Source organism: Novosphingobium sp. FW305-C-30-35 (assembly GCF_058783135.1).
The window spans coordinates 1,371,986-1,397,866 of record NZ_JBYSYJ010000001.1; the positions used below are offsets into that span (position 1 = coordinate 1,371,986).

The window sequence follows — 25,881 nt, forward strand, 5'->3', positions numbered from 1 at the left end:
CGTAAGGCGCGGGGCGTTATGGCAAACGCAACGACTCCTCCCGCTCCTCGGCCGAAAGACTGGATTCTCGGCATTCACGCCTACGTCCCCGGCAAGTCGACCGGCAAGGACGGGCAGAAGCTGACCAAGCTTTCCGCCAACGAGAATCCGCTGGGCACCAGCGCGGCTGCGCTCGAGGCGCGGGGGATGGCTGCCCATCCGGCGACCTATCCGGATCCGGACAGCACGGAACTGCGCAAGGCCATCGGCGAAGTTCACGGCATCGATCCCGCGCGGATCGTGATGGGCACCGGCTCCGACGAGCTGCTCAACCTTGCCGCGCAGGCCTATGCCGGGCCGGGCGATGAGGTGCTCTACGTGCGCTACGGCTTCTCGGTCTACGACATTGCCGCGCGGCGCTGTGGCGCAGTGCCGGTGGTGGCGCCGGATGCCGATTACGGCACGGACGTCGATGCACTGCTCGCCTGCGTGACGGACAAGACGCGGGTGGTGTTCCTTGCCAACCCCAACAATCCCACCGGCAGCTGGCTGCCGCGCGCCGAAATCGAGCGGCTCCATGCAGGGCTGCGCAGCGATGTGCTCCTGGTGCTGGACGGAGCCTATGCCGAGTATCTTGATCCGGCGGATGACGATGGCGCGCTGGAACTCGCCGCGCGGGCATCGAACGTGCTGGTGACGCACACCTTCTCGAAGATCTATGGCCTTGCCGGAGAGCGCATCGGCTGGGGCACCGGGCATGCCGACATCGTCGACATGCTCAACCGCATTCGCGGACCGTTCAACCTGTCGAACACGGCGCAGGCGGCGGGCCTCGCGGCGGTGCAGGACCAGGCCTTTGTCATCGCCTCGCGCAAGCACAACAACGCCGAACGCGCGCGCTTTGTCGAGAAGCTGGAAGCGCTCGGCAACCATGGCGTGCGACCGCTGCCGAGCAAGGCGAACTTCGTGCTGATCCTGTTCGAGGGCAAGGTCAGCGCCGAGGACGTCTACCTTGGCCTGATGGAGCACGGCTACATAACGCGCTGGCTGCCGGGCCAAGGCCTGCCGCAGGCCTTGCGCATCACCATCGGCACGCGTGTGCAGATGGACGAGATTGCCGATGCCATCCGCGCCATGTGCGAGAGCGCGAAGTGAGCGACACGCCCTTCCGACAGGTCACGATCGTCGGGCTGGGTCTGCTCGGCGGGTCGATCGGCCATGCGGTGCAGGCATTCCTGCCCGGCATGACGGTGATCGGATGGGATGCCGATGCCGGCGTGCGCGCGCAGGCGGCGGAACTTGGGCTGGCACACCACATTGCCGAAAGCGCCGAGACAGCGGCGCAAGGTTCTGATCTGGTGATCTTCTGCGTACCCGTGGGCGCGATGGGCGCCGCCGCGCGGGCGATTGCGCTGGGCTTGGCCAAGGATGCGCTGGTCAGTGATGTGGGCTCGTCAAAGGAGACGGTGGCCGCGGCTCTTGCCGAGGCTCTGCCGGGCCATCACGTGATCCCGGCGCACCCGGTGGCAGGGACCGAGCGCAGCGGGCCGGACGCAGGGTTCGCCACGCTGTTCCGCAACCGCTGGTGCATCGTCACCCCACCTGCGGACGCAGACCCGGCGCTGTCAGCGCGGCTGTTGGCGTTCTGGGAGGCGCTGGGCGCGCGGGTCGAGACGATGGACGCCGCACATCATGACAAGGTGCTGGCCGTGACCAGCCACCTGCCCCACCTGATCGCCTATACCATCGTCGGCACCGCATCTGACCTCGAGCAGGTCACGCAGAGCGAGGTGATCAAGTACTCCGCCGGCGGCTTCCGCGACTTCACCCGCATCGCCGCTTCGGACCCGACGATGTGGCGCGACGTGTTCCTTTCGAACAAGGACGCAGTTCTGGAAATGCTGCAGCGCTTCACCGAGGACCTGACCGAGTTGCAGAAGGCGATCCGCAAGGGCGATGGTGATGTGCTGTTCGACCACTTCACCCGAACCCGCGCGATCCGCCGCGGCATCATCGAGATGGGCCAAGACGACGCGCGGCCCGACTTCGGGCGCAGCGATCATAATGGGCAGAAGGCTTCAGCCGAACAGGAATAGCAGGGCCACGGCCCACATCGCGGCGGTGGAGAGCCAGCCGCCCACGGCAAGACGGCGCGAGATGGCGAGGCGACCCATGATGCGAGGGTTCCGTGCGATCATCATGGTGACGACCATCAGCGGCGGGGCTAGCAGACCGTTGACGACCGCTGCCCAGTAGAGCGCGCGCATCGGGTCCAGGTCGATGAGATTCAGGGCAACGCCGCCCAGCGTTGCGAGCGCGATGGCGGCGTAGAAGGCCTTGGCCTCGCGCGGGCGACGATCAAGCCCTTCGGTCCAGCGGAAGGTTTCGCTCACCGCATAGGCGGCGGATCCGGCCAGGACCGGCACGGCGAGCAGTCCGGTGCCGATGACGCCGAGCGCGAACAGCGCGAAGGCGAAATCACCGGCAATGGGGCGCAGGGCCGTGGCAGCCTGTTGCGCAGACTGGATCTCGGTCAAGCCGCTCGCATGAAGCGTCGCGGCGGTGGCCATGACGATGGACAGCGCAGTCACGTTGGAGAACCCCATGCCGGTCAGCGTATCGTTGCGGATGCGGCGCAGTTCGGGGCCAGCCTCACGCGGGGTGATGCACAGCGGCTTGGCGTGGCGACGGTGGCGTTCCTCCACTTCCTGACCCGCCTGCCAGAAGAACAGGTACGGGCTGATCGTGGTGCCGAAGATGGCAACGAGCGCCATGGTGTGATCGCGATCAAGCGCGAAGCTGGGCACTGTCAGGCCGCGCAGGGCCGCGCTCCAATCGACATCGGCGACCAGCACCACGGCGATGTAGGAGAACAGCGAGAGCGTCGTCCATTTGAGGATGCGGGCGTAGCGTTCATAGGAGACGAAAACTTCAGCCAGCACGCTCGCGACGCCGAACAGCAGCACGAACAGGTGTTCCGGCCCCGGTGTCAGCAGAGCCAGCACCGCACCCATCGCGCCAAGGTCTGCGCCGAGGTTGATGACGTTGGCGACAAGCAGCAGCGCAACCATCGTGCGCAGCAGCGCGGGATGGTAGTGGCGGCGCAGGTTGTGGGCGATGCCGCGCCCCGTCGTCGCGCCGATCCGCGCGCAGATCGCCTGGATCGAGACGAGCAGGGGCAAGGCCAGGATCATCGACCAGGCCAGCGAATAACCGAACTGCGCGCCGACCTGGCTGTAGGTGCCGATACCCGATGGATCGTCGTCAGCGGCGCCGGTGATCAGGCCGGGGCCAAGCACTTCGACAAGCGAGCGCTTCTCCTCCTCGCTCGGTGCAGATTGGCTCATGCGTTGAGCGCGTTGATCGCGGCCTCGACGCGCGCCTCGATTTCCTCGCGCTTGAGACCGGGCGGGATTTCCTCGGCAAAGCGATAGCGGATGATACCCGGCTGCTTCCACGTGCGATGATACAGCGGACCGCTGTCGACCGCGACCGGGATGACCGGCAGGCCAAGCAGCTTGTAGATCCCCGCGAAGCCTGCCTGAAGGGGGCGGCGCTGCCCATGCGGGACACGGGTGCCTTCAGGGAAGATGATCAGAGGGCGGCCCTCGGCGATCAGGCGGCGAGCCTCGGTCAGCATCGTACGCAGGGCGCGCGCGCCTGCCTCGCGCTCGACCGAGATCAGGCCGTAGTTCCGGCCGGCGAGCCCCCAACCGGGTATGCTCATCAGTTCCGCCTTGGCGAAGACCACCGGCAGGCAGAACAGCCACGGCAGGTCGATCGCCTCGAAAAAGGCTTCGTGGCGGATGGCATAGAGCACGCCGGGCTTGAACACCGGGTTTTCCAGTTCGACGCGAATGCCGAGCAGGACGCGCGCGCAGAGCCGGTGCCAGCCGCCCCAGCCGCGCACCACCGCGCGAAAGCCATCACGCCAGAGCGCCATCAGCGCCAGGGAGCCCAGCACGAAGAACACCGAGCCGCCATAGAACGCGGCGTAAAATAGCAGGCTGCGGGGAATGGATAGCAGATTGCGCAAGATCACCAACCGATCGCTTTCGCTCCGAGCCAGACGACGAGGCGCGCAACGTACTTGTTGTATTCGATGAAGAGGATGCGGAAGCTGGGCTTCGACACAACGGCATCTTCGACGATGATGAGATTGGTCGGCGCTTCGGCCGAAAGGTCGAACGCGGCGCGGCGCATGTGCCAGTCCGTCGTGACGAGACGGACGGAGCGCAGCTTGTTCTCCTTGACCCAGCGCGTGACCTCGACCGCGTTTGAACGCGTGTCGACCGCATCGTAGCCCAACACGATGCAGCACAGCATCAGGCGATCGGGCACCTTGTATTCGGCGGCGAACTCGCGCGGGCGCACTTCACGGTCCACGCCCGAGACAAGCAGCTTGCTGGCGCGACCGCGTTCCAGCACCTTGAGCGCATGCGGGATGCGCCCTCCCCCGCCGGTGAGCGCGACAACGCCGTCGGTGCGGACCGGTTCAACCACCGGACGCGGCAGGAAGACCGCAAACCAGATGAAGCCCAACGCCCACGCGATCAGCAGGAGCGCAAACAGACGGCGAAAGATGCCCCGCTTGGTCACAGCATGCGTCTCAAGGCGCTGAGCACGGTCAGCCGCGCGGTGAGGACGGCGAGCAGGACGCCGCCCAGGGGAATGCAGCAGATTGCAACCCAGTCGCTCCAGGCAAGGCCACCGGCGGCCATCATCCCCGAACCAAGCGCGGCAAACTGGCGGCCGAGAAGCCCTGTCACGACCACGCCAAGCAGCAGGCCGCCGATGCCGCCCGCGGCTGCGTCCACTGCCATCGAGCGCTGGAAGATGCGAGCGATCTGGCTGTCGGTGCCGCCGAGCATGTGGACGATCTCGATGGTGCTGCGGTGGTTGCCCAGCGCATTGCGCGAAGCCAGCAGCACCGTGGCGACGGTAGCAAAGGCGAGCAGCGCGATCAGGCCGCCAGCGAGCCATTGCAGCGCATGGACCGCCTCGAACACCGGAGCGAGCCAGCTGGCCTGCGCGTCGATCCGAGCCGCCGGTGCCTTGCGCCGGACGGCCTGCCCCAAGGCCTTGACCCGCGCGGGATCGGCACTTCCAGCGAGGCGGACATCGATCAGTGCGGGCACCGGCAGGGCGTTGACATCGTCGCCCGCGCTGGTGCCGAGCCAAGGCTCCACCAGCGCGTCCAGCTCCTGCTGGGGGACGAGGCGCGCTTCGGCAATGCCCGGCGTCGCCTTCAGGACAGCGAGTGCAGCCCGGGCCTGACGGTCTCGCTCACGCGGGGCGCCGTGGACGATCTGGACGGTGACGCCACCGGCGACATCGGCCCTCGCCGCCCGGGCCGTGTTGCGCAAGGCGAGGCCGCTGGCGGTGGCAACGACAGTCAGGCCGATCATGATCGCGATGACCCAGGGCATCGGGCCGGAGAGCTTGCCCTGAGGCAGCAGTCGGCTTTCCGCGCTGGTGCGTTCGCGCCAGTCGCCACCCAGGGCGCTGGTGATGGCGGGAAGTACGCTCATGCGCCGAGCACGTCCGGGCGCGGCGGAACGGCGGCGCGGCGCGGCGGATAGCGCAGGGCGCCGGTGGGATCGGACAGGCGGCCCTTGTCCAGCCGCATGATCAGCGATTCCGGAACCTTCTGGATAAGGTGCACGTCGTGGGTGGCGACGACCACGGTCGTGCCGAGGCGGTTCAATGCCTCGAACAGGCGCAGCAGCTTGACTGCCATCTCGGGATCGACGTTACCGGTCGGCTCGTCAGCCACAAGCATGTCGGGGCGTCCGATCACCGCGCGGGCAATGGCGACGCGCTGTTGTTCACCACCAGAAAGCGTAGCGGGGCGGGCATTGCTGCGATCGCCGAGGCCTACCCATTCGAGCATGTCGGAAACGGGCTTGACGATGTCCCGCTCGGGCACGCCGGCCACGCGCAGGGGCAGTGCCACGTTGTCGAACGCAGACAGGTGCGGGACGAGGCGGAAGTCCTGGAACACGACGCCGAGGCGGCGACGGAAACCGGGCAGGCGTTCTCGCGGCAGGGTGATGGCATCGGTGCCGAACATGCGGATCAACCCGCGCGAAGGGCGCTGGGCAAGGTAAAGCAGCTTGAGCATGCTCGTCTTGCCCGCGCCCGATGCACCGGTGAGGAAGTAGAAGCGCCCGGAATACAACGTGAAGCTGACGTCGGTCAGCACCTCCTTGCCCGTGCCGTAGCGCAGGCCGACGTTGTCGAAATGGACAATCTCCGCGTCGTCTGGCTGGCTCATGAGGTGGAGACTGTACCCGTTTGTTCTGCGCCGATCGTTACGCCCCAAGGGCTATACGCGGCAATCCATGTGGAAAAAAGGCCGGGGATGCGTTTCTTGGGTGGTGTGGCTATTGTTTCCCACGGCACGGCCATGCTTAACCCGATGAATGATCATTGCGTGCCCAGCCTGCTCGACGCGCTATGTCGTTCCCGACACCGCGATCGGCGTGGACGGCAGGACCGTGCGTTGCGCACGGTGCCGCCATTCGTGGTTCCAGAACGGGCCTGAGCTGCCCCCGCGTGGGGAAGCGTCGCTCGAACCCGCGCCGGTGGAGGCCGCACCTGTTGCAGCCGCCCCTGAGGCGGCCCCCCAAGCAAGCGCACCGCCCACACCCGATGCGCCCCCGGCGAACGCGGCTGCGGCCCAGCCTGAACCCGATTTGCCATTCGCGCGCGCTTCGCAGTCCGGTGCTGCCCCGGACGAGGCCGAGCCGCCGACGCCTCCGCCACTGCCCCACCCGGCGCGGCGCAAGTTCGCCCCGGTGGAGGAAGCGGTCGATCAATCACCCTTCGAGCACCAGCCCCCGTTCCGTCCGCGGCGCAATCCCACCAAGCTGTGGACGATGGCTGCCGTGGCGTTCGCGGTCACGATCGCGGCACTGGGCGGGGCGGCATGGTATTTTGGCGTGCCGCAGTGGATCCCCGGCGTGAACCAGACATTCGGCGCTGGCCCTGCCGATCTCGTGCGCTCTTTCCCGCCGGAAAAGCAGGATCGCCGCCAGCTGCCCAACGGCACCGAATACTTCGGCCTGAGCGGAACTGTCACCAATACCGGCAAGGAAGTGCGCGCCCTGCCGGAAATCCTGATCGTGCTGCGCGATTCGAACGACAAGGTGGTGAAGACCTGGCCGGTGCCGCCGCCGCAGGCCGAACTTGCGCCAGGCGAAAGCGTGACCATCAACGCTGCGGTCACCGACGTGCCGAAGTCGGCAAAGGTCGCGGAAATCGGCTGGAAGCCTGACTGACCCGCAGCTGTTTCGAGGCGCGCGCGAAAAATTGCGCGAAGCTTGTTGCGCAGGCCAAACTCCTTTGCTAGGGGCGCGCTCCTACCCCACCACGGGGCGCCGATCACGGATCGGACACCCCGTATGATTTTGCGGTCGTGGCGGAATTGGTAGACGCGCAACGTTGAGGTCGTTGTGGGCGAAAGCCCGTGGAAGTTCGAGTCTTCTCGACCGCACCATCACTCTCCGAACAGTGTGATCCTTGCCTTCGGGCAACCTATTTTCGCTTCAGGCGGAAACCTCTTCCTGCGAACTGCGTTCGGCAGGCAGGATGAGACGCATGACCCTTGGCGGGGCACAGGCCACAGCGGCCCGTGCCCCGCTTTTCTGTGATCAGGTAAGGTCTGCAAGGCCGATGGCCTGCCCTTCGGCCGCAGCCTTGTTGGCGGCCCGGCGCAGGCGCTCGATATGGAGGCGGCCTTCGGGGACAGGCTCCTTGGGCAGGGCTTCGAGCGAGGTGCGGTAGATCTCCTCGAAGTCCTCGGCGAATTCGCCGTGGGTGAGGATCAGGCCGCGGTTCTCGATCATGCCCTGCAGGGTCTTCTGCCCGACCTCAAGCGGGTCCATGCCGAGTTCGAAGGCAGTGCCGAACTGTTCAAGCTCGGCCGGGTCGGCCGGTGCAAAGCCGGAGTCGGCAAAGCCTTCGGGCCGCTTCAGCGCACTGGTCCAGGCGTTGGTGCGGGTCAGGCCGGGGCACATCAGCGAAACGCCGATGCCATGCGGGGCGAGGTTGTAGCGCAAGGATTCGGTAAGCCCGCGCACCGCAAACTTGCTGGCAGTGTAGATGCCTGCCTGAGGTCCGGAGAGATAGGCCGCCATCGAGGCCACATTGACCACGTGCCCACCCTCGCCATGGGCCTTCATGCCCGGCAGGAAGGACACGAGACCGTTGACCACCCCGCCGAAGTTGACGCCCATGATCCAGTCGTAATCGGCATAGGTCGCCTCGTCGGTCGGGCCGAACACGCTGACGCCCGCATTGTTGACGAGGACGTGGACCTTGCCCACCTCGGCAGCGATCGCGGCAAAACGGTCACGGTCGGTGACGTCGAGCCGGACGTAGCGCGCCGCCGGGAGGTTGTTGTCGGCGAGCCAGCGGGCCGCATCCTCGCGGTCCTGCTCCTTGCGGTAGGTGAGGACGAGGTCCATCCCGGCCATGGCGAAGGCGCGGGCTATGCCGAAGCCGATGCCGTTGACGCCGCCGGTGATGAAGGCGGTCTTTCCCTGAAATTCGCGTGTCGTGCCAGTCATGTGTCGTTCCTCTTCCGTTTGCAAGGCTAACAATCGTGAGGATTGTCGGCAACTGTGCGAAGTGAAACGGCCGCAGTGAACGGGCGGCAGTTCAGGCGGGCTTGCGCAGGCCATGGAGGAAGATGCGGACACAGGTGCTCGCGTGGTCGGCGAGCGATGCGTCATCGAAGCTGGCCTCGACACGGTAGAGCTTGCGGCTGACCATGCCGGCAAGGGTAAGGTCGAAGAAGGCGAGCGCGGCGCGTTCCGGATCGTCACAGGCCAGCAGGCCACGCTCGGTCCAGGCGGCGAGTTGCGCGGCGAGCAGATCGTTGAGCGGCGTGACCGCGTGCTGGCGGTAGGTTGCGCCCACTTCGGGAAACAGATGGCCCTCGGCAATGGCCATGCGACCAACGAAGATGCTTTCGTCGGTGAGAATCCACGTCAGCGCACGCAGGGCGAAGCACTCCAGCCACCCCTGCGGTTCGGCATCACTGACGTCCGCCATGTCCACCACATCGCGCCAGCGTTCGGCAATCCGCGCGACGACCCCTTCGAACAGCGCGCGCTTGGTTTCGAAATGACGGAACATGGTGGGCTTGGAACCGCCGAAGCGCTCGAGGATGCGGTTCGTGCTGGCGCCGGCAAAGCCCTCAGCCATGAACTCGGCCTGCGCGGCATCGAGGATGCGGGCGCGCACCACTTCCGGATTGCGACTGACCGGGCTTCTCATCGCGACTGCCCGTGATATAAAGAAACCAACTGGTGTATTTGATTCGACATCTGGGGAGAATGACCGTGAGCGCCTTCATTCGCAATGGCTGGTATATGGCCTGTTGGTCGCACGAAGTGCCCGAGGGCGGCTTTCTCGCCCGCCGCCTGCTCGACAGGCCATGGGTGATCTGGCGCAAGTCGGATGGCGAGATGGTGATGATGGCGGATCGCTGCCCCCACCGCTTCGTGCCCCTGAGCCGCGGCGGGCGCGATGGCGACATGATGCGCTGCGGCTATCATGGCCTCGCCTTCGACGGTGCAGGCAACTGTGCGCACAACCCGTTCAGCGGCCAACCGCTCGACATTGCCAAGGTCGAGGTGCTGCCGGTGGTGGAGAAATACACCGGGGTGTGGTTCTGGCCGGGCGATGCCGACAAGGCAGACCCCGCGCTGATCCCCGACTACAGCTTCATCGACCACGACAGGCCACTGCATCGCGGCACGATCAAGATGGACGCGAGCTACGAACTGGTCACCGACAACCTGATGGATCTGAGCCACGCCGAATTCATCCACCGCGAAAGCTTCGGCACGAACGGTGCCCTTCTGGCCTGCGGCGAGCACGAGGTGATTCAGGAAGACGATGGGGCCATCTGGAACAACTGGACGATGCCCGACTCCGATCCGCCGGCCTGGGCTGTGCCCATGCTTCCGGAAGGCGCGAAGACCGACCAGTGGCTGCACATGCGCTGGAATGCGCCGTCGAACCTGGCCCTGTACATTGGCCTTGCCCGGGCAGGCACGGACCGCAAGGACATGGTCGTGCCGCTGATGGGCGATCCGCATATCCTGACGCCCGAGACGGCAACGTCGACGCACTATTTCTATACGCACGAGCCGACCCCCGAAGCGCATGCTCTGCTCGAGAAGGCCTTTCTTGAGGAAGACCATCCGACGCTGCACGCGCAGCAGGAAGCGATGGGCGATGCGGACTTCTGGGATCTGCGCCCGGTGATCCTGCCATCGGATGCAGGCGCGATCAGGGTACGACGGCGGATGATGCAACTGCGCCGCGCCGAAGCAGGGGAGCCTGTGGCCGCGCAATAGCCGGCCACGGCCAGCGCGCACTCAGAACATTGCCCTCAGAACATCGGGTGCGCGTTGGCCGACTTTTCCGGGATCGGCTGGATCACGTCCCAGTGCTCGACGATCTTGCCGTCCTTGAGGCGGTAGAAATCCGCCACGGCGGCACCGCGCGCCGCAGGATCGGGCCTTGCGAAGATGTGGATCGCGGCAAGGTCCCCGTCGACGAGGATCTTGCGGACCTCGAAGCTGCGGTTGCGGTCGGAAAACATCGGCTGCAGCAGCGCGATCGCAGCCTCTCGCCCATCCGGCACGCCCGGGTTATGCTGGATGTAGTCGGGCGCGACGTAGGTCTCGAAGGCCTGGCGCACGTCGCGCTCGACGTAGAACAGCCGCGCGAAGTCCTCGATGATGCGGCGGTTGTCAGCCGCTGCCGGGCCATTGCCCAGCAGGGCGACGGTCGCGATGGCCAGGAGGACGCGGCGCATCAGGCCAGCGCCGGTTCGGCCTGGCGCGGGGTAACGATGAACCACGTCACCACCGCAATCACGATGCCAAGGCCACCCGCGATCAGGAACGCGCCCTGCATCGAGCCGCTGGACGTGCGGGCAACGCTGACCAGCAAGGGCGAAATAAACTGGCCGAGGAAGAACGCAGAGGTCCACACACCCATGCCGCGCCCGCGGTGTTCGAAGGGCAGGTAGCCTTGCGCCCAGGCGATCAGCGTCGGCACCGCCATGCCAGCGCCGGTCTGCTGCAGGGCCATGCCGGCAACCATGCCCTTCCAGTCGCTCGCAGAACCGATCACGGCAAGTCCTGAGCCGAGCAGCAGGAGGAAAATGGTCAACTGGGTGCGCGCACCGAGGCGCCCGGTGGTCCAGAAGATCAGCGCGCCGACGATCACGAACATGCTCGGGATCGTGGTCAGGCGGCCGATTTCCTTGGGATCGGATACGCCAAGCTCCTGCCAGACGATGCCGCCATTGATGATGAAGACATAATAGAGTGCGCCGCCGAACAGGGTGACGAGACCGAACAGGAGCACACCCTTCCACGGGAACGGAGTGCTTGCTTCGGCACCGATGCCCAGCATCTTGCGGGCGGTGTCGTCGTTTTCAGGCTCATAAATGAAAGCGAGCATCGCGAAGAAGCAAAGGAAGCCGACTCCATAGATCGCAAAGACCGCGTTCCAGCTCATCGAAGCGAGATAGCCCGACGTGAAGATGACGGCGCTGCCGAAGAACGGGCCGACGATACCCTGCATCGAAAGCCAGCGATAGCGCCCCTTTTCGTCCCAGTAATCTCCGATCAGAGTGTTTACCGTGGTGAGGATCGCCGCTTCTGCGACACCCAGCAGCAAGCGCGATGCGTAGATGTGGTCGAGATTGTCGAGCAGCATCGGTGCCATGCCGACGAAACCATAGAGTCCCGTGGACCACAGCAGCAGGCGGCGGCGACCGAACTTGTCGACGAGCAGGCCCGCGAACAGGGCAAGGATCGCGACGGTCAGACCGGGTGCCGAGACCATGGCCGGCACCTTGGTCGGCGCTGTGGGATCGCTCGCGAAATGCGCGATCATCGCGGGCACCGCCGGGAACATCGACACGATCGCGACGATGGGCAGGAAGCCGGTCAGGACTATGGTGAGGCCTTGCGGAATGCCCGGTTGGCGCCTGGCGGAACTGGTCATCTGATCTCCCTGTGGCCGATTGCCGCCACATTCTAGAACCGTTATTCTCAAACGGTATCCACGCGCCTTTTGCGCAAGTCAAGCTAATGGACTTGATGCCAAACCATCAATTTCAGAGATGCCATGGCATAAAAATTACTTGCTTGGTGTATTGGTCCGCGCATTCTAAATCCTGCGCAATCCCAATCAAGCAGACGAGAGGGGCCGGCATTCCGAACTGACGGATCCGGTCAGAGGCCATGGAAAATCTGGATATTCTAATCATCGGCGCTGGCATCGGCGGACTTTCGGCGGCCATCGCGCTGGCTCGCAAAGGGCACACCGTAACAGCCGTGGAAAAGGACCCGAACTGGTCGGTCTATGGCGTAGGCATCATCCAGCAGTCGAACGTCCTCAGGGCGATGGACCAGCTCGGCGTGCTCGACAGGTTCATGGATGCGGCCTGCGGTTTCGACGCCGTCGAGATCTTCCTGCCCGATGGCACCAAGGTCGCCCGCGTGCCGAGCCCCCGCCTGGTCGAAGGTCGCCCCGCCAACGTCGGCATCGGCCGCCGCGCCTTGCAGAAGGTGCTTGGCGACAGCGCAAAGGAACTGGGCACCGAGATTCGCCTCGGCATCACGGCCGATGAGATTGTCGATGATGGCGAGAAGGTGGCCGTGACCTTCTCGGACGGCTCGTCTGGCATCTACGACGCCGTGATCGGCGCCGATGGTGTCTATTCACAGACACGCGCCGCCATCCTGCCCGAGGCAGAGAAGCCGGTATTCACCGGCCAGGCGGTGTGGCGTTACAACTTCCCGCGCCCCGAGGGACTCGATGCCCTGCAGGTCTACAATGGCCCGACCGGCGTGGGCCTCGTGCCGATGAGCGCGGACGTGATGTACATGTATGTCACCACGCCCGAGCCGGGCAATCCGTGGTATCCGAAGGAAGGCATTGCCGCCGCGATGCGCGCCAAGCTGGCCAATTGCTCGCCTGCAATCCGTGAACTGGGCGAGCAGATCACCGACGATGAGGGCGTGGTCTACCGCCCGCTCGAAGGCATGCTGGTGCGTGGCGACTGGAGCAAGGGCCGCGTCGGCCTGCTGGGGGATGCCGTCCACGCCACCACGCCGCATCTCGGCCAGGGCGCAGGCATGGCCATCGAGGACGCCATCGTCGTCGCCGAGGAACTGGAGCGTCACGACACCGTCGAAGCCGCGCTCAAGGCCTATCGCGACCGCCGCTTCGAGCGCTGCCGCTACATCGTCGAGAGCAGCCTTGCGATCTGCCACGGCCAGCTGGGCGTGGGGCCCGCGGTCGACAACCACAAGGCGACCGCAGAGATGTTCGAAGTCGTCTCGCAGCCGATCTGATTCACCCGCATTTCAAGGAAGATCCCAATGAGCCGCGTTACCGAAATCCGCTATGTCGGGTATGGCGTGAAGGAATTCGACGCCGAGAAGACCTATTACACCGAGGTCTGGGGCCTCGAGCCGGTGGGCGAGGACCCGAACCATGCCTGGTTCAAGGCGCAGGGGCATGACGAGCACCACGTGGTGCAGCTGCGCCGCGCGGACGAGAACCGCGTCGACGTGATTGCCCTTGCGGCTGACAGCCGTGCCGACGTCGACGCGCTGCGCACGAAGGTTGCCGATGCCGGATGCCAGATCGTCAGCGAGCCTGCCGACCTGACCTCGCCCGGCGGCGGCTACGGCTTCCGCTTCTTCTCGCCCGATGGCCTGATGTTCGAAGTATCGAGCGACGTTGCCCGTGGCGCCAAGCGCGAGCTGGCGCGCTGGGAAGGCGTGCCGGTCAAGATCAGCCACATCGTGCTGCATTCGCCGAACCATCAGGAAGCGGTGAAGTTCTTCTGCGACGTGCTCGGCTTCAAGGTCTCGGATTGGCTCGGCGATTTCATGTGCTTCCTGCGCTGCAATTCGGCGCACCACCGCATCGCCATCCTGCCGGGGCCGGCCTGCCTCAACCACGTCGCCTACGACATGCTCTCGGTCGACGATATGATGCGCGGCGCGCATCGCCTGAAGATCAAGGGCATCGACATCAGCTGGGGTCCGGGCCGCCACACTGCCGGCAACAACACCTTCAGCTATTTCGTGACCCCGGGTGGCTTCGTCACGGAGTACACCTCGGATCTTGAAGAGGTGGACTTCGAAGCGCACCAGCACAAGGTCCACGTGCCCGCACCGATGGTCATGGACCAGTGGGGCATCGGCGTCGGCGGTCCGCAGACGATGCCGCATCCGCACGTCAACCCGGGCCTGTTCAAGACCCCCGAACTCGTCGGCGAGGCTTGATCGATGGCACTTTACGAACCCTTCCCGAACTACATCTGGAACCTCTCCGTCTCGATCGCGATGGAGAGCGGCGGCCAGATCGGCGAAATCGTCGACATGTGCCAGCCGATCATCGATGCCGCGGCCAATGGCGGCGATGCCGGCACGCCGCAGTTCATGAAGCAGTGGGCCGCCTATGGCGACAAGCTGATCGAACTTGCTACAGAGGACGAAGCCAAGGGCCGCGCGTTTTCGGCATCCAACAAGCTGGAGCGCGCGTCGCTCTACCTGCTGGTGGCCGAACGCATGCAGGGCCACGGCGCGGCGGGCCGCAAGGAAACTTACGCCAAGGCGCTGGACGCCTTTGCGAAATCGACAGCGCTGGGCAAGATCAATCGCGAGCGCGTCGAAATTCCGCTGGCAAAAGGCACGATGCCCGCACTCTACACCCGCGCCGAAGGGCCGGGGCCGCATCCGGTGGTGGTATATTGCAACGGCCTCGATAGCTGCAAGGAGCTGCTTTACTGGAGCCGCCTCCCCGAAGCCCTGGCCCGCCGGGGCGTCTCCACGCTGTGCGTCGACCAGCCGGGAACGGGCGAGGCACTGCGCCTGCAGGGCCTCCCGGTCGATCCGCATTCGGAGAACTGGGCGAGCAAGGCGGTGGACTGGCTGGAGAGCCAGGCAGACGTCGATCCCAAGCGGATCGGCATGACCGGGATCTCGCTCGGTGGCCACTTTGCGCCGCGCGCGGTTGCCTACGAGCCGCGCTTTGCTTCGGGCGCGGTATGGGGTGCCAACCACAATTGGCGCGAAGTGCAGGACAAGCGCATGAAGCGCGAGGGTGAAAACCCGGTCCCGCACTACTGGGCGCACGTGATGTGGGCGTTCGGCGCAGAGACGATGGAAGAGTTCCTCGAGAAGTCGACCGACATGAACCTGAACGGGCACATGGGATCCATCAAGGTGCCTTTCCTGGTGACCCACGGCGCGCAGGATCGCCAGATCAGCGTGTCGTACGCGGACGACCTTTATGATCAGCTCGTCAATTCGCCCCGCCGCGAGAAGGTGATCTTCACTGCCCGCGAAGGCGGTGTCGAACACGTCGGCGCGGACAACATGTCCTACGGGCGCGACCTGATCGCCGACTGGTTCGCCGAGACGCTGGGTGGTACGACTGCCTGAATGGAGCCTGCCGCCTACATCCGCCGCGAGACTGCGGTCAGCATCGCCGTAAATGTCGCCTTGAGCGCGGCATTCTTCATTGCGGTGTTCGGCACAGGTAGGGACGTACCGGTGTGGAGCGTGGGCGGCTATGTCTTCGACTTTGCCCCTCAGGGGTTCATGATCGGCCTGATGGCCACGCTGGTGCCAGGCTTGCTGGCACGCAAGGCCCGGGCGGCGGGCAAGGTGCGGACTCTGGACAGTGAATCGCGCCTGCCCGCAGCGGTCCTGCCACGCGCAATCCTGTGCGGCTTGGCTGGTGCCGCATCGGGCGTGGCAGGCGCAGCCGCCGTGCTGATCTTGGCGGGGACAACGCAGCTCGGATGGCTGCCTGCCCTGCTTGCAAAACTCGCGTTCGGCGCGGCACTGGCCCTTGTGGTCACCCCTGCGGGCCTCCGGACCGAACTGACAAGGCGCTGAGCAAGCGCAAGGGAGAAATTGCCATGAGCCGCCGTTTCGTCGATCTCTCGATCTATCTCGAGAATGATGTCATCACCGATCCGCCGTTCCTGCGCCCCAAGATCGAGTATCAGAAGCATGGCGAGACGATGCCCGAACTGGGCTTCTTCTTTCCCGGCGTGACGCCGGAGCAGACGCCGGACGGCGCGGGCTTCGCAGCGGTCGAGAACGTGACGCTGACCACGCACAACGGCACGCACCTCGATGCGCCGTGGCACTTCCACCCGACGATGGACGGCAAGGACGGCAACCCCGTGCCCTCGATGACCATCGACGAAGTTCCACTGGAATGGTGCTTCCAGCCGGGTGTGAAGCTCGACTTCCGTCACTTTCCCGATGGCTACGTCGTAACCGCACAGGACGTGGAAGACGAGCTGAAGCGCATCGGGCACGAGCTCAAGCCGCTTGAGATCGTGATGGTCAACACCGCAGCCGGCAAGGCCGTGGGCGATCCGAACTACGTCAGCATCGGCTGCGGCATGGGCTACGAAGCGACGATGTACCTGACCTCGCGCGGCGTGCGCGTGACCGGCACCGACGCCTGGAGCTGGGACGCGCCCTTTGTCCACACGGCAGAGAAGGTCAAGGAAACCGGCGATACCTCGCTGATCTGGGAAGGCCACAAGGCCGGGCGAGACATCGGCTACTGCCACCTCGAGAAGCTGCACAATCTTGAGGTGCTGCCGCCCGACGGCTTCATGGTCAGCTGCTTCCCCCACAAGATCAGAGGCGCTTCGGCAGGCTGGGTCCGGGCCGTGGCGATCTTTGAGGAATAAACTCCACTTATTCAGTTGACATTAATCTCAAGCGCATTAGTAGAGTTCTTGTCGCGCAATTCTGCCGCGATTCGAAAAGGCCCAAGGCGACCTCGCTCGGGTTGGTGTTCCCACGAGCAAGGACTCTACCAATGACGATTCAACTGAGCCCCACCCGTATCCGGCCAACGCGCGGCATCCCGGCCGAAGCCTTCGCGATCGGCGTCCTGGTCCTCACCGCAGCGGCAAACGCGCTGCATCTGGTGATCTAGAGCACTTTCCGACCAATCGGGCTTACCGTGATTGTCGCAGGGCGCTTCTCGGCAAGGAGCCTTGTGCAGGGCGCGCTGATGGCCCGTCCAAACAAAGCGACGCTGTCCGAGGGGCTCCCTGCGGCAACCCCTCCGGGGCGGGCCCCTTTTGGCCGATCGCTGCGTCTCTCGTCGGTCACTATGCGATGGCATGGCTCCCTCCTCGATCCTCGCGCTCGGCCAAAATCGGCTCCGTCACGGTGAGCCAGATTGGTCGGAAAGTGCTCTAGACGAAGTCGCCCACCCGGAAATTTTCGGCGAACGCGGCGGCGAGGCTCTCGCGATCGAGCCTGGCGAGCATCGGCAGGCGGCCAAGGCGCTTCACGTTGCCCATTGCGCAGATCGTCGCCTCGCTGTCCTCGTTACCCTCGCCGACGAACGCAACGCCGTGGATCGGGACACCGCGTGAACGCAGCGCCTCGAAGGTCAGGAGCGAGTGGTTGATTGTGCCCAGCGCCGTCCGCGCCACGACGACGACCGGAAGGTTCCACCAGGCAAAAACATCGGCATAGGTGGTGTTGCGCGTGACAGGCACCAGCGCGCCCCCTGCCCCTTCGACGACCAGCGGCCGCACGCTGGGCAGCGCCAGTTGCGCCAGATCGATGACGACCCCGTCCAGCTCTGCGGCCCGATGGGGTGAACATGGCGTGTTCAAACGGTAGGCTTCCGGGAGAACCTGATCTGCAGGCACGCCCGAAAGACTGGCAACGTGGTCACGGTCCGCGCCGTCATCGAGCCCGGCCTGCACCGGCTTCCAGTAGTGCGCGTGCAACGCTCCGGTAAGCGCTGCGGAGAAGATCGTCTTGCCGATGCCGGTATCGGTGCCGGTCACGACAAAGGCGCTCATCGCAGTGCCTCTGAAAGAGCCATCCCCAGAGCGTCGACATCTTCGGAAGTGGCATTCAGGGTCAGCGAGATGCGCAAGCGGCTGGTGCCTTGCGGAACAGTGGGCGGACGGATGCCGCGCACGTCAAACCCCTTGGCCTGAAGCGAAGCGGCGACCGCCATGGTCCGTGCATCCTCGTGCAGGATCAGCGGCAGGATCTGCGATCCCGAAGGCAGCGCACCGTGCGGAGCAAGCACGCGCTCGGCATGGGCGACAAGGGCGCGCAGGGCTTCGCGGCGTTGCGGTTCGTCCGCCATGATCCGGACCGCCTCGCGCACGGCAGCGCAAACCAGCGGTGAAGGCGCGGTCGAGAAGATGAAGGGACGCCCGCGGTTGACAAGGAAATCACGCACGACCTTGGGGCCCAGCACAAGCGCGCCTTCGCAGCCCATCGCCTTGCCGCAGGTTCGCAGCACCACGGTGTCCGGCCGGCCATCGAGCGTTGCGGCGATGCCGCGCCCATCCAGACCGAACACGCCGGTGGCATGGGCCTCGTCGATCAGCATGATCGCATCGTGCCGTTCTGCCACCTGCGCCATCGCGGCCACGTCGGCCATGTCCCCGTCCATCGAATAGAGCGTCTCGAAGGCGAGCCAGATGCGGCCAGAATTGCCCTTGGCACGCCATTCGCGGGCGGCGTCATCGAAGCTCTGCGGATCGTTGTGTGCAGCACTGACCGCCGTGGCACGGGTCAGGCGCAGACCTTCGTGCATCGAAGCGTGGACCAGTTCGTCATGGACGATCAGGTCTCCGCGCTGTGGGAGGGTGGACAGCAACGCGACATTGGCGGCGTAGCCAGCCGAGAAAAACAACGCGGATTCGCTGCCGAAAAAGCGGGCTGCTTCTTCCTCCAGCAGTTCATGCTCGGGGTCATTACCACGCAACAGACGCGATCCCCCGGAACCCAACGGAACCCCGCGCGCGATGGCTTCCTGCACCGCCGCCGCGAGCCGAGGCGACGAAGACATCGCAAGGTAGTCGTTCGAGGCAAAGTCGATCCCGCGCCGGGGAGCAAGGCTGCGCAGGCGGGCCTTTTCGCCCAGCCCTGCAAGATCGGCGACATGTGCCGACCACAGTGAACCGGTGCGAGTGGTGCTGTCTGCCATCAGGCCGCGCAGCCTCCCGCGCAGCCTCCGACCGCCTTCATCGCCCGCATCGGTTCCTCGCCTTCCATCGGCTTGAGGCCAAGGCGGGCGAACATGGCAGCATCGGCATCATCACCGGCGTTGGCGGCGGTGAGCAGCTTGTCACCGGTGAAGATCGAATTGGCACCGGCCATGAAGCACAGCGCCTGCGTGGCTTCGGACATGGATTCGCGGCCGGCCGACAGGCGCACCATCGACAGCGGCATGGTGATGCGCGCGACGGCAACGGTGCGGACGAACTCGATGTCATCAATCTTGGCGAGCGGCGTATCGGCCAGCATGTCGCCCAGCACGGTGCCCTTGATCGGCACCAGCGCGTTTACCGGCACGCTTTCCGGGTGCTGTTCGAGCGTGGCGAGAGCGTGGACGAAGCCGACGCGGTCGGCCCGCGTCTCACCCATGCCGACGATGCCGCCCGAGCAGACGTTGATCCCGGCATTGCGCACGTTGTCCAGCGTCTGCAGGCGATCGGCGAAAGTGCGGGTGGTGATGACTTCCTCGTAGCGTTCGGGCGAGGTGTCGATGTTGTGGTTGTAGTAGTCGAGACCTGCCTCGGCGAGTTGCGCGGCCTGGCCGGGCGTCAGCATGCCGAGCGTCATGCAGGTTTCCATGCCCATCTCGCGCACGCCCTTGATCATGGCGATGATGGCAGGCATGTCGCGGTCCTTGGGGTTGCGCCATGCCGCACCCATGCAGAAGCGCTTGGAGCCATTGTCCTTGGCCTGCGCGGCGGACTGCAGCACCTTCTGCACTTCCATCAGCTTGGTCGCCTCGACGCCGCTGTCGGCCTTCACCGATTGCGAGCAGTAGCCGCAATCCTCGGGGCAGCCGCCGGTCTTGATCGAGAGCAGCGTGCACAGCTGCACTTCGCCCGCCCGGTGGTGCTGGCGATGAACCTCTGCGGCGCGGAACACCAGCTCGGGGAAAGGTAGATCGAACAGCGCGGCGATCTCCTCGCGCGTCCAGTCGGTGCGAACGGAAGCCACCGAGGCAGTTGTTTCGCGCTGGCGGAGCAGGGTGTCTTGCACGGCGGGAGTCCTTCGCAGTCTTCGATTTCGCAGGCCCATAGCGCAAATCGATGCCGCATGCTCAAGTGAATTAGCGAAGCTGCAAACCGGCAATTTGCATTTCACGGAGCGAAACCGGTTTTGTCGGCTTTCTTCAGGCCACCGCGCGGCTTGCAGCGTCGAAACTGGTGACCTTTTCCCGCATGGTGCGATTGCGGCCGAGCCGCTTCGCTTCGTACAGCAGCTGATCGCAGCGAGCATAGAGCGCGGCGAAGTCTATCTGCAGATTTCCGCCGGTGTCGTGCTCTACCAAGCCCATGCTGGCCGTCACCAGGCAGTCGAGGCCGGGCACCTCGGCGGAAACGCGAACAGCTATGGCGCGGCGACAACGCTCGGCGCGGGCCGCAGCATCCTGACCGCGCAGAAGCAGCAGGAACTCCTCGCCGCCCATCCGGATCGCCTTGGTGTCACGGTCGTCGAGCAAGGCACCGGCTGCCGAACGCAGCACCACGTCGCCCATCGCATGACCGTGCGTATCGTTGACGTTCTTGAAATGATCGAGATCGATGACGGCCATCGTGCGGAACCCCCCGGCAAACAGCTGGGTGAAACGCTCCTCGATCGTGCGGCGATTCCTCAGCCCGGTCAGGGGATCACGGTCGGCAACGCCTTCGAGTTCGAGGGCGCGGGCGGTCGCACGGTCCCGTTCCTGCCGGACCTCGACGAAACGATTTACGATTCCGAGGCCCGTGACCAGCACCTCGAAGGCCAGGGCAAGCTGGTATAGCTCGATGGCCTCGGTGGGATGGAGTCCTGGCAGAAGATAGGCCGAGATGCGCCAGGACCCGATCAGGAGAATGGGCGTCCAGGCAATGATCTGCAGACGGACCGATTGGCTGCCGCGGCGGTGTCCATCCCATAGCATGGCCGCCAGCACGACAATCGCCAAGCCGATCGAAAGGTGCATCGCAGGCGATGAATATGGCCTCATCCAATCGACGGGCATGCAGGCGACGAGACCGACGATGCCGATCGCAGGCGCCAATCGCCGCCCCAGCAACCGCAGGCGCGGCGCGAGCTTGTCGGCTTCGATGAAGCTGGCGGCGAACAGCAGCGCGGCTCCCGCCATGGCAGAAAAGGCGATGTTCGAAACCTGCCATTCCCACAGCGCGCCGACATCAAGGAAGATATGCAGGAAACCCGTGGCGAAGGCGGCCTGCACCAGCATGGCTGCGACCATGACCAGATGCCAGATCACGTAGCGTTCCGGCAGAACGGAATAGAACGCGGTGTTGATCAGCAGGGGCACAAGCAGCATCCCGCAGATCGCCGCCATCACGACGATCCGGGGCAAGGGCCAGCCGGTCCCTTCGGGAAAGGGATCAAGCCGCATTTCGCTCATGATGGTCTTGCCCCAGGGCTTCACGACCCTGACCGCCACGGCTTGCGCATCCGCGGTCACGCCGGTCACGGGAATCACCATGTAAGGCCCCGCAGCGAGGTGATGGACGTCTTCAGGCCAGAACGAGGACCAGCGGATATCTCCGCGCTGCCCGACAACGCCCACATCCACCCGCTCGAAGTTGCCAGTATGCGTGACGAGGCTCTGCGGAAGAACCCGGTTTTCTTCCTTGCCGAGATCGAAGCGGATCAGAACCTCTTCGGCCAGGGACCAGCCACTGTCGTCGCAGCGCCAGCGGGACGGCGCCGATGCGACTGCCTGCCAGGTTTCACCAATGCCGGCATCGGCGTGGCAGACCGAGCGAGGGCGAACGGGATCGGCATGCCCTTCAGCGGACCTCAGACCGACGAAGAGCACCAGCACCAAACACAGCCAGCGTCCGAACCCACCCAACATGAACTCAGTGCTAGCTCGTCAAACTTAGAAGCTCGTTAATCCCCTGAAAGAATTGCCCCGACATCCGTATTAAGTTCCGATGTCGGGATGTTCATGAGTTCGCGCGCAAGTGCGTTCAAAGGACGTTGCCGTCCTTGTCGCGGTAGATCTCGCGCCGACCGACGTGATTGGCAGGCCCAACGAGGCCATCGGCTTCCATACGCTCGATCCACTTCGACGCCGTGTTGTACCCCACGCCCATCTGGCGCTGGATCCAGCTGGCAGAGGCCTTCTGGCTTTCGAACACGAGCTGGCAGACCTGACGGTACTTGCGGTCTTCCGGATTGTCCGAAGCGCTGTCGATATCGTCGAAGCCGAAGCCGCCGTCTTCCGGCTCTTCCGTAACGGAATCAACGTATTCGGGGCTACCCTGTCCACGCCAGTGATCGGCCACCTTCTCGACTTCCTCGTCCGAAACGAACGGGCCGTGGACGCGCTTTATCGGGTCGGTGTTGGGCTTGTAGAGCATGTCGCCCTTGCCCAGCAGCTGCTCGGCGCCCTGCTCTCCAAGGATGGTGCGGCTGTCGATGCGGCTGGTAACGGCAAAGCTGATGCGGGTAGGCAGGTTGGCCTTGATCACGCCGGTGATGACGTCGACCGAGGGGCGCTGCGTGGCCATGATCAGGTGGATACCGGCTGCACGGCTCTTTTGCGAGAGACGCTGGATCAGGACTTCGATTTCCTTGCCGACCGTCACCATGAGGTCGGCGAGTTCGTCGACGATGACCACGATCTGCGGCAGCACCTCGTAATCGAGCTGCTGTTCCTCGAACAGTTCTTCGCCCGTGTCGGGATCGAAGCCGACCTGGATGCGTCGTCCGAGCGGCTTGCCCTTGGCCAGCGAGGCGCGAACCTTGTCATTGAAGCCCGAAATGTTGCGGACGCCGATCGAGGACATCTGGCGGTAGCGCCGCTCCATCTCCTCGACCGCCCACTTGAGCGCGCGGACAGCCTTGGCCGGCTCGGTCACCACCGGCGAGAGCAGGTGCGGAATGTCGTCGTAGGACTTGAGCTCCAGCACCTTGGGATCGACGAGGATCAGGCGGCACTGCGCCGGCGTCAGCCGGTAGAGCAGCGACAGCAGGATGCAGTTGAGACCGACCGACTTGCCCGAACCGGTCGTACCGGCCACGAGCAGGTGGGGCATCGTCGCAAGGTCGGCCACGATCGGCTCGCCGGCAATGTCCTTGCCCAGGATGATCGGCAGCAAGGCCTTGGAACTGGCGAACTTCTCGCAGGCGATCAATTCGCGGAAGGATACCATGTCGCGGATCGCGTTGGGCAGTTCGATGCCCATGACCGTGCGGCCCGGGATGGCCGAAACGCGCGCAGAGATCGCGCTCATGTTGCGGGCAATGTCGTCGGCAAGGCCGATCACGCGGCTGGCCTTGATCCCCGGCGCCGGCTCCAGCTCGTACATCGTCACGACCGGGCCGGTTCGCACCGCGGTGATCTCGCCCTTCACGTTGAAATCGTCGAGCACGTTCTCGAGCAGGCGGGCATTGCGTTCGAGCGCCAGCTTGTCGATCTTCTGGGTCGAACCTGCGGGCGCTTCGACCAGCAGCTCGATCGAGGGCAGCTCGTACTTGTCGAACAGATCCCCTTGCCGTGCCTTGGGCTGCACAGCCGCAGGCGCAGGCGTGCGAGTGGGATCGGTGATCTCGGTCGGCTTGCGCTGCGAGAGCGCCTCCTCGACGTCGATCGCGTCGGCAGCCGCGCGTGCCTCTTTCTCGCGGCGCTCCTTCTTTGGCGGACGGACAGTGGCCTCGTCCTCTTCGTCTCCCAACGCAACTTCGCGCGGCTGGCGGCGCAGGAACGACGGCAAGCTGAGCATTCCGGCCCAGTCGAATGCAAAGATCCGGCTGGCGATGGCAAGGCCTCCTGCAAGCGAGACAAGCCCAAGCGGAACCGTGAACCACAGCGCGGAGACCTGCGGCACCAATCCGGCGAGGCCGCTCACCGCGGCGGCTCCCAGCAGGCCCGAGAGCCCGCCTGGCCCGGCAGGCAGGCGGCTCGACGTGCTCGCCCCCCAGAGCGAGAGCGCAGTGCCGATCAGCGCCATGGCAACAAGCAACAGCAGCGTAGGCCGCCACCAGCTAGGGGGCGGCGCTGCGTCCTCGTCCTCGTCAAGATCGATGAGATCGCTTTCCGAATCCCACAGGCGCCGCGAAAACACCCACAGGAGCGGGAGCAGCAAACCGCCCGGCAACCCGAAGAACAGCAGCACACGCTCCGATGCCCATGCGCCGGCCAGGCCCATCCAGTTCTCGACCGGGCTTCCCGAAGCCGTGCTGCCGGAGGGATCGGTCTGCGTGTAACTCAACAGCGCGAGCGCGAGAAACACCATCGCCGCCGCGAGAATGCCGCCGCCCAGCAGTTCCAGACTGCGGCGCAGCGAGCGGCGCAGAACGGCGCGCCAGTCGGCTCCACGCAAGCCTCCTCGCGCGTTCGATCCGCGTGCCTGCGCGGTGGTTGCTGCCCGGCTTGCCATGAACTTGTGCCTATCCCTGCCCTTGAGCGCGCATCATGCGCCCGAAGGGGACTCACCGTCAAGAATCCCGACAGGAATTGCGACGAGTGAAGGGTTTAGGCGAGCCCGTCGATCGCCGCCCAGCCATGGACCGGCAGGTGCGCGGCACGGGCGCGGGTCATCCCGCCCAGTGCGATCACCGGCAGCGGCGAGAGCCGCGCCAGCATCAGGAAGCGGACCGGGCCGAGCACTTTCCCGCCCGGATGCGATCGCGTCGGGTAGACCGGCGAAAGCAGGATGGCATCGGCCCTGGCGCGTGCTGCTGCGGCTATTTCCTGCAGCGAATGGGCTGTCGCCAGACGCAGGCCGCTACCAGCCATGATCTCTCTCGCCCCGCCGTAGACACCATCGACATGCCACATCCGCGGCACGCGGGCGCCGATGACCATGACGCCACGGCGCCTCGCCAGTCTGGCCAGCGTCACGAAGCGGGCGCGGCGTGGCGCACGGTCGAGGTGGTAGTGGCGGAACACCAGCGCATCTCCGTGCCCGAGCCGCGCAATCGCGCGCTCCAGCCCGGCATCGTTGCGCGCATCGCTGAGCAGCACGCGCCGCGGCACCCTTTTCGCGATGGTCTGGCGCTTTCGCATCGTGGCGCTATAGCACCGCGCCATGGAACAGGCAGTCCCTTCATCGCCGCTCGAACAGGTCCATTCGCGCATCGCCACGGCCGCCCGCATCGCCGGGCGCAAGGCCGATGACGTCACTCTGATCGCGATCTCCAAGACCAAGCCCGCCGAGGCGATCCTCGATCTGATCGCGCAAGGCCAGCGCGTGTTCGGCGAAAACCGGGTGCAGGAATCGCAGGACAAGTGGCCCGCAATCCGTGCGGCCCATCCCGATGTCCAGCTTCACCTTGTCGGCCAGCTGCAGTCCAACAAGGCCGAAGATGCCATCGCCCTGTTCGACTGCATTCACTCGGTCGATCGCCCCAGCCTCGTGACGGCTCTGGCCAAGGCGCAGGACAAGCTTGGCCGCAAGGTGCCGTGCTTCATTCAGGTCAACATCGGCAACGAAGAGCAGAAGGGTGGCTGCGCCGTGGCGGAACTGCCCGCCCTGCTGACGCAAGCCCGCGAAGCCGGTCTGGAAGTTGTCGGCCTGATGTGCGTGCCCCCCGCCGGGATCGAAGCCGCGCCGTTCTTTGCCTTGCTCGACAAGCTGGCCGACGACAACGGCCTCAGCCGCCTGTCGATGGGCATGAGCGACGATTTCGAAACGGCGGTGCAACTGGGCGCGACACATGTTCGCATCGGGTCCGCTTTGTTCGGCAAGCGTTAAAGCGCTGAATGGTGTGGTTAATCCGGCGTTCCGTAAGAGTCTGGTCGTCCTACGCCCGGTGAATTAACCCCATCTTACAACGCCCCGCGGCATACCTT

General features: G+C 65.1%; 25 protein-coding genes and 1 tRNA gene. 11 read left to right on the forward strand and 15 right to left on the reverse strand.

Features of this window, described 5'->3' with window-relative positions:
- Positions 1 to 18: 18 nt before the first annotated feature.
- Positions 19 to 1,134 carry a histidinol-phosphate transaminase gene (gene hisC / locus AC3WLM_RS06835; RefSeq protein WP_492476964.1) on the forward strand — a complete coding sequence of 372 codons (1,116 nt, stop codon included), beginning with the start codon at positions 19 to 21 and terminating at the stop codon, positions 1,132 to 1,134.
- Positions 1,131 to 2,075, forward strand: a complete 945-nt coding sequence (locus tag AC3WLM_RS06840; RefSeq protein WP_492476965.1) for a prephenate/arogenate dehydrogenase family protein — start codon at positions 1,131 to 1,133, stop codon at positions 2,073 to 2,075. The genes hisC and AC3WLM_RS06840 overlap by 4 nt, the downstream gene beginning before the upstream one ends.
- On the opposite strand, the gene AC3WLM_RS06845 is transcribed toward AC3WLM_RS06840, so the two are convergent.
- The 5 genes from AC3WLM_RS06845 to ftsE are packed head-to-tail and all read right to left on the reverse strand — an operon-like array spanning position 2,058 to position 6,256.
- Positions 2,058 to 3,326 (reverse strand): NRAMP family divalent metal transporter, encoded by a 1,269-nt coding sequence (locus tag AC3WLM_RS06845; protein WP_492476966.1) that lies wholly within the window; start codon positions 3,324 to 3,326, stop codon positions 2,058 to 2,060. The genes AC3WLM_RS06840 and AC3WLM_RS06845 overlap by 18 nt on opposite strands.
- Positions 3,323 to 4,021: a lysophospholipid acyltransferase family protein gene (locus tag AC3WLM_RS06850; RefSeq protein ID WP_492476967.1), complete on the reverse strand. Its 699-nt coding sequence runs from the start codon at positions 4,019 to 4,021 to the stop codon at positions 3,323 to 3,325. Before AC3WLM_RS06850 ends, AC3WLM_RS06845 begins: the two co-directional genes overlap by 4 nt.
- The gene (locus AC3WLM_RS06855; protein ID WP_492476968.1) at positions 4,018 to 4,578 is read right to left on the reverse strand and encodes a YdcF family protein; all 561 of its coding nucleotides are present in this window, start codon (positions 4,576 to 4,578) and stop codon (positions 4,018 to 4,020) included. The genes AC3WLM_RS06850 and AC3WLM_RS06855 overlap by 4 nt, the downstream gene beginning before the upstream one ends.
- Positions 4,575 to 5,510 carry a cell division protein FtsX gene (locus tag AC3WLM_RS06860; RefSeq protein WP_492476969.1) on the reverse strand — a complete coding sequence of 312 codons (936 nt, stop codon included), beginning with the start codon at positions 5,508 to 5,510 and terminating at the stop codon, positions 4,575 to 4,577. Before AC3WLM_RS06860 ends, AC3WLM_RS06855 begins: the two co-directional genes overlap by 4 nt.
- Positions 5,507 to 6,256 (reverse strand): cell division ATP-binding protein FtsE, encoded by a 750-nt coding sequence (gene ftsE / locus AC3WLM_RS06865; protein ID WP_039333651.1) that lies wholly within the window; start codon positions 6,254 to 6,256, stop codon positions 5,507 to 5,509. The genes AC3WLM_RS06860 and ftsE overlap by 4 nt, the downstream gene beginning before the upstream one ends.
- Positions 6,257 to 6,404: 148 nt before the next feature.
- Between ftsE and AC3WLM_RS06870 the strand changes: the two genes are divergently transcribed.
- Positions 6,405 to 7,262 (forward strand): MJ0042-type zinc finger domain-containing protein, encoded by an 858-nt coding sequence (locus tag AC3WLM_RS06870; RefSeq protein WP_492476970.1) that lies wholly within the window; start codon positions 6,405 to 6,407, stop codon positions 7,260 to 7,262.
- A 131-nt stretch (positions 7,263 to 7,393) separates the two neighbouring features.
- A tRNA-Leu gene (locus tag AC3WLM_RS06875) sits at positions 7,394 to 7,480 on the forward strand.
- A 154-nt stretch (positions 7,481 to 7,634) separates the two neighbouring features.
- Here AC3WLM_RS06875 and AC3WLM_RS06880 read toward each other — a convergent pair.
- Complete coding sequence (locus tag AC3WLM_RS06880; RefSeq protein ID WP_062345952.1) at positions 7,635 to 8,552, reverse strand: SDR family oxidoreductase; 918 nt, start codon at positions 8,550 to 8,552, stop codon at positions 7,635 to 7,637.
- Positions 8,553 to 8,643: 91 nt separating this feature from the next.
- Complete coding sequence (locus AC3WLM_RS06885) at positions 8,644 to 9,264, reverse strand: TetR/AcrR family transcriptional regulator (RefSeq protein WP_039333645.1); 621 nt, start codon at positions 9,262 to 9,264, stop codon at positions 8,644 to 8,646.
- 65 nt (positions 9,265 to 9,329) lie between these two features.
- On the opposite strand from AC3WLM_RS06885, the gene AC3WLM_RS06890 reads away from it, so the two are divergent.
- Positions 9,330 to 10,352: a Rieske 2Fe-2S domain-containing protein gene (locus tag AC3WLM_RS06890; RefSeq protein ID WP_062345993.1), complete on the forward strand. Its 1,023-nt coding sequence runs from the start codon at positions 9,330 to 9,332 to the stop codon at positions 10,350 to 10,352.
- Between the two features lie 35 nt (positions 10,353 to 10,387).
- Here the strand turns inward: AC3WLM_RS06890 and AC3WLM_RS06895 are convergent, their stop codons facing one another.
- Both AC3WLM_RS06895 and AC3WLM_RS06900 read right to left on the reverse strand, forming a co-directional pair.
- Entirely contained in the window at positions 10,388 to 10,816 is a 429-nt protein-coding gene (locus tag AC3WLM_RS06895) for a nuclear transport factor 2 family protein (protein ID WP_492476971.1), read from the reverse strand.
- Complete coding sequence (locus tag AC3WLM_RS06900) at positions 10,816 to 12,018, reverse strand: MFS transporter (protein ID WP_039333639.1); 1,203 nt, start codon at positions 12,016 to 12,018, stop codon at positions 10,816 to 10,818. Before AC3WLM_RS06900 ends, AC3WLM_RS06895 begins: the two co-directional genes overlap by 1 nt.
- A gap of 239 nt (positions 12,019 to 12,257) precedes the next feature.
- Here AC3WLM_RS06900 and AC3WLM_RS06905 point away from each other — a divergent pair, with 239 nt between their 5' ends.
- The 5 genes from AC3WLM_RS06905 to AC3WLM_RS06925 are packed head-to-tail and all read left to right on the forward strand — an operon-like array spanning position 12,258 to position 16,750.
- A complete protein-coding gene (locus tag AC3WLM_RS06905; RefSeq protein ID WP_039333637.1) occupies positions 12,258 to 13,373 on the forward strand; it encodes an FAD-dependent oxidoreductase in 1,116 nt (371 codons plus the stop codon).
- Between the two features lie 27 nt (positions 13,374 to 13,400).
- Entirely contained in the window at positions 13,401 to 14,315 is a 915-nt protein-coding gene (locus AC3WLM_RS06910) for a VOC family protein (protein WP_039333635.1), read from the forward strand.
- A gap of 3 nt (positions 14,316 to 14,318) precedes the next feature.
- Entirely contained in the window at positions 14,319 to 15,476 is a 1,158-nt protein-coding gene (locus AC3WLM_RS06915) for an alpha/beta hydrolase family protein (protein ID WP_492476972.1), read from the forward strand.
- Positions 15,477 to 15,935 (forward strand): hypothetical protein, encoded by a 459-nt coding sequence (locus AC3WLM_RS06920; protein ID WP_039333631.1) that lies wholly within the window; start codon positions 15,477 to 15,479, stop codon positions 15,933 to 15,935.
- A 23-nt stretch (positions 15,936 to 15,958) separates the two neighbouring features.
- Positions 15,959 to 16,750: a cyclase family protein gene (locus AC3WLM_RS06925; RefSeq protein ID WP_039333629.1), complete on the forward strand. Its 792-nt coding sequence runs from the start codon at positions 15,959 to 15,961 to the stop codon at positions 16,748 to 16,750.
- Positions 16,751 to 17,266: 516 nt separating this feature from the next.
- Here the strand turns inward: AC3WLM_RS06925 and bioD are convergent.
- From bioD to AC3WLM_RS06955, 6 genes are all read right to left on the reverse strand, one after another.
- Positions 17,267 to 17,887: a dethiobiotin synthase gene (bioD, locus tag AC3WLM_RS06930; protein ID WP_492476973.1), complete on the reverse strand. Its 621-nt coding sequence runs from the start codon at positions 17,885 to 17,887 to the stop codon at positions 17,267 to 17,269.
- Positions 17,884 to 19,032, reverse strand: coding sequence for an 8-amino-7-oxononanoate synthase (locus tag AC3WLM_RS06935; RefSeq protein WP_492476974.1), 1,149 nt, complete (start codon positions 19,030 to 19,032; stop codon positions 17,884 to 17,886). Before AC3WLM_RS06935 ends, bioD begins: the two co-directional genes overlap by 4 nt.
- Complete coding sequence (gene bioB, locus AC3WLM_RS06940; protein WP_492476975.1) at positions 19,032 to 20,099, reverse strand: biotin synthase BioB; 1,068 nt, start codon at positions 20,097 to 20,099, stop codon at positions 19,032 to 19,034. Before bioB ends, AC3WLM_RS06935 begins: the two co-directional genes overlap by 1 nt.
- Before the next feature lie 133 nt (positions 20,100 to 20,232).
- Entirely contained in the window at positions 20,233 to 21,936 is a 1,704-nt protein-coding gene (locus AC3WLM_RS06945) for a GGDEF domain-containing protein (protein ID WP_039333623.1), read from the reverse strand.
- A 115-nt stretch (positions 21,937 to 22,051) separates the two neighbouring features.
- Entirely contained in the window at positions 22,052 to 24,466 is a 2,415-nt protein-coding gene (locus tag AC3WLM_RS06950) for an FtsK/SpoIIIE family DNA translocase (RefSeq protein ID WP_039333621.1), read from the reverse strand.
- 95 nt (positions 24,467 to 24,561) lie between these two features.
- A complete protein-coding gene (locus AC3WLM_RS06955) occupies positions 24,562 to 25,095 on the reverse strand; it encodes a thiamine phosphate synthase (RefSeq protein ID WP_062345989.1) in 534 nt (177 codons plus the stop codon).
- Between the two features lie 22 nt (positions 25,096 to 25,117).
- On the opposite strand from AC3WLM_RS06955, the gene AC3WLM_RS06960 reads away from it, so the two are divergent.
- On the forward strand, positions 25,118 to 25,783 hold the full coding sequence (locus AC3WLM_RS06960; protein ID WP_492476976.1) for a YggS family pyridoxal phosphate-dependent enzyme: 666 nt from the start codon (positions 25,118 to 25,120) through the stop codon (positions 25,781 to 25,783).
- Positions 25,784 to 25,881 lie beyond the last annotated feature (98 nt).

What these genes read in the sequence shown, in the direction of transcription:
- bioD (WP_492476973.1), bottom strand. Translation starts at nt 17,887, where the DNA reads ATGAGCGCCTTTGTCGTGACCGGCACCGATACCGGCATCGGCAAGACG.
- AC3WLM_RS06950 (WP_039333621.1), bottom strand. Translation starts at nt 24,466, where the DNA reads ATGGCAAGCCGGGCAGCAACCACCGCGCAGGCACGCGGATCGAACGCG.
- AC3WLM_RS06870 (WP_492476970.1), top strand. Translation starts at nt 6,405, where the DNA reads ATGATCATTGCGTGCCCAGCCTGCTCGACGCGCTATGTCGTTCCCGAC.
- AC3WLM_RS06900 (WP_039333639.1), bottom strand. Translation starts at nt 12,018, where the DNA reads ATGACCAGTTCCGCCAGGCGCCAACCGGGCATTCCGCAAGGCCTCACC.
- AC3WLM_RS06915 (WP_492476972.1), top strand. Translation starts at nt 14,319, where the DNA reads ATGGCACTTTACGAACCCTTCCCGAACTACATCTGGAACCTCTCCGTC.
- AC3WLM_RS06905 (WP_039333637.1), top strand. Translation starts at nt 12,258, where the DNA reads ATGGAAAATCTGGATATTCTAATCATCGGCGCTGGCATCGGCGGACTT.
- AC3WLM_RS06880 (WP_062345952.1), bottom strand. Translation starts at nt 8,552, where the DNA reads ATGACTGGCACGACACGCGAATTTCAGGGAAAGACCGCCTTCATCACC.
- AC3WLM_RS06885 (WP_039333645.1), bottom strand. Translation starts at nt 9,264, where the DNA reads ATGAGAAGCCCGGTCAGTCGCAATCCGGAAGTGGTGCGCGCCCGCATC.
- AC3WLM_RS06920 (WP_039333631.1), top strand. Translation starts at nt 15,477, where the DNA reads ATGGAGCCTGCCGCCTACATCCGCCGCGAGACTGCGGTCAGCATCGCC.
- AC3WLM_RS06955 (WP_062345989.1), bottom strand. Translation starts at nt 25,095, where the DNA reads ATGCGAAAGCGCCAGACCATCGCGAAAAGGGTGCCGCGGCGCGTGCTG.
- AC3WLM_RS06925 (WP_039333629.1), top strand. Translation starts at nt 15,959, where the DNA reads ATGAGCCGCCGTTTCGTCGATCTCTCGATCTATCTCGAGAATGATGTC.
- AC3WLM_RS06960 (WP_492476976.1), top strand. Translation starts at nt 25,118, where the DNA reads ATGGAACAGGCAGTCCCTTCATCGCCGCTCGAACAGGTCCATTCGCGC.
- AC3WLM_RS06845 (WP_492476966.1), bottom strand. Translation starts at nt 3,326, where the DNA reads ATGAGCCAATCTGCACCGAGCGAGGAGGAGAAGCGCTCGCTTGTCGAA.
- hisC (WP_492476964.1), top strand. Translation starts at nt 19, where the DNA reads ATGGCAAACGCAACGACTCCTCCCGCTCCTCGGCCGAAAGACTGGATT.
- AC3WLM_RS06860 (WP_492476969.1), bottom strand. Translation starts at nt 5,510, where the DNA reads ATGAGCGTACTTCCCGCCATCACCAGCGCCCTGGGTGGCGACTGGCGC.
- AC3WLM_RS06895 (WP_492476971.1), bottom strand. Translation starts at nt 10,816, where the DNA reads ATGCGCCGCGTCCTCCTGGCCATCGCGACCGTCGCCCTGCTGGGCAAT.
- AC3WLM_RS06945 (WP_039333623.1), bottom strand. Translation starts at nt 21,936, where the DNA reads ATGTTGGGTGGGTTCGGACGCTGGCTGTGTTTGGTGCTGGTGCTCTTC.
- ftsE (WP_039333651.1), bottom strand. Translation starts at nt 6,256, where the DNA reads ATGAGCCAGCCAGACGACGCGGAGATTGTCCATTTCGACAACGTCGGC.
- AC3WLM_RS06935 (WP_492476974.1), bottom strand. Translation starts at nt 19,032, where the DNA reads ATGGCAGACAGCACCACTCGCACCGGTTCACTGTGGTCGGCACATGTC.
- AC3WLM_RS06910 (WP_039333635.1), top strand. Translation starts at nt 13,401, where the DNA reads ATGAGCCGCGTTACCGAAATCCGCTATGTCGGGTATGGCGTGAAGGAA.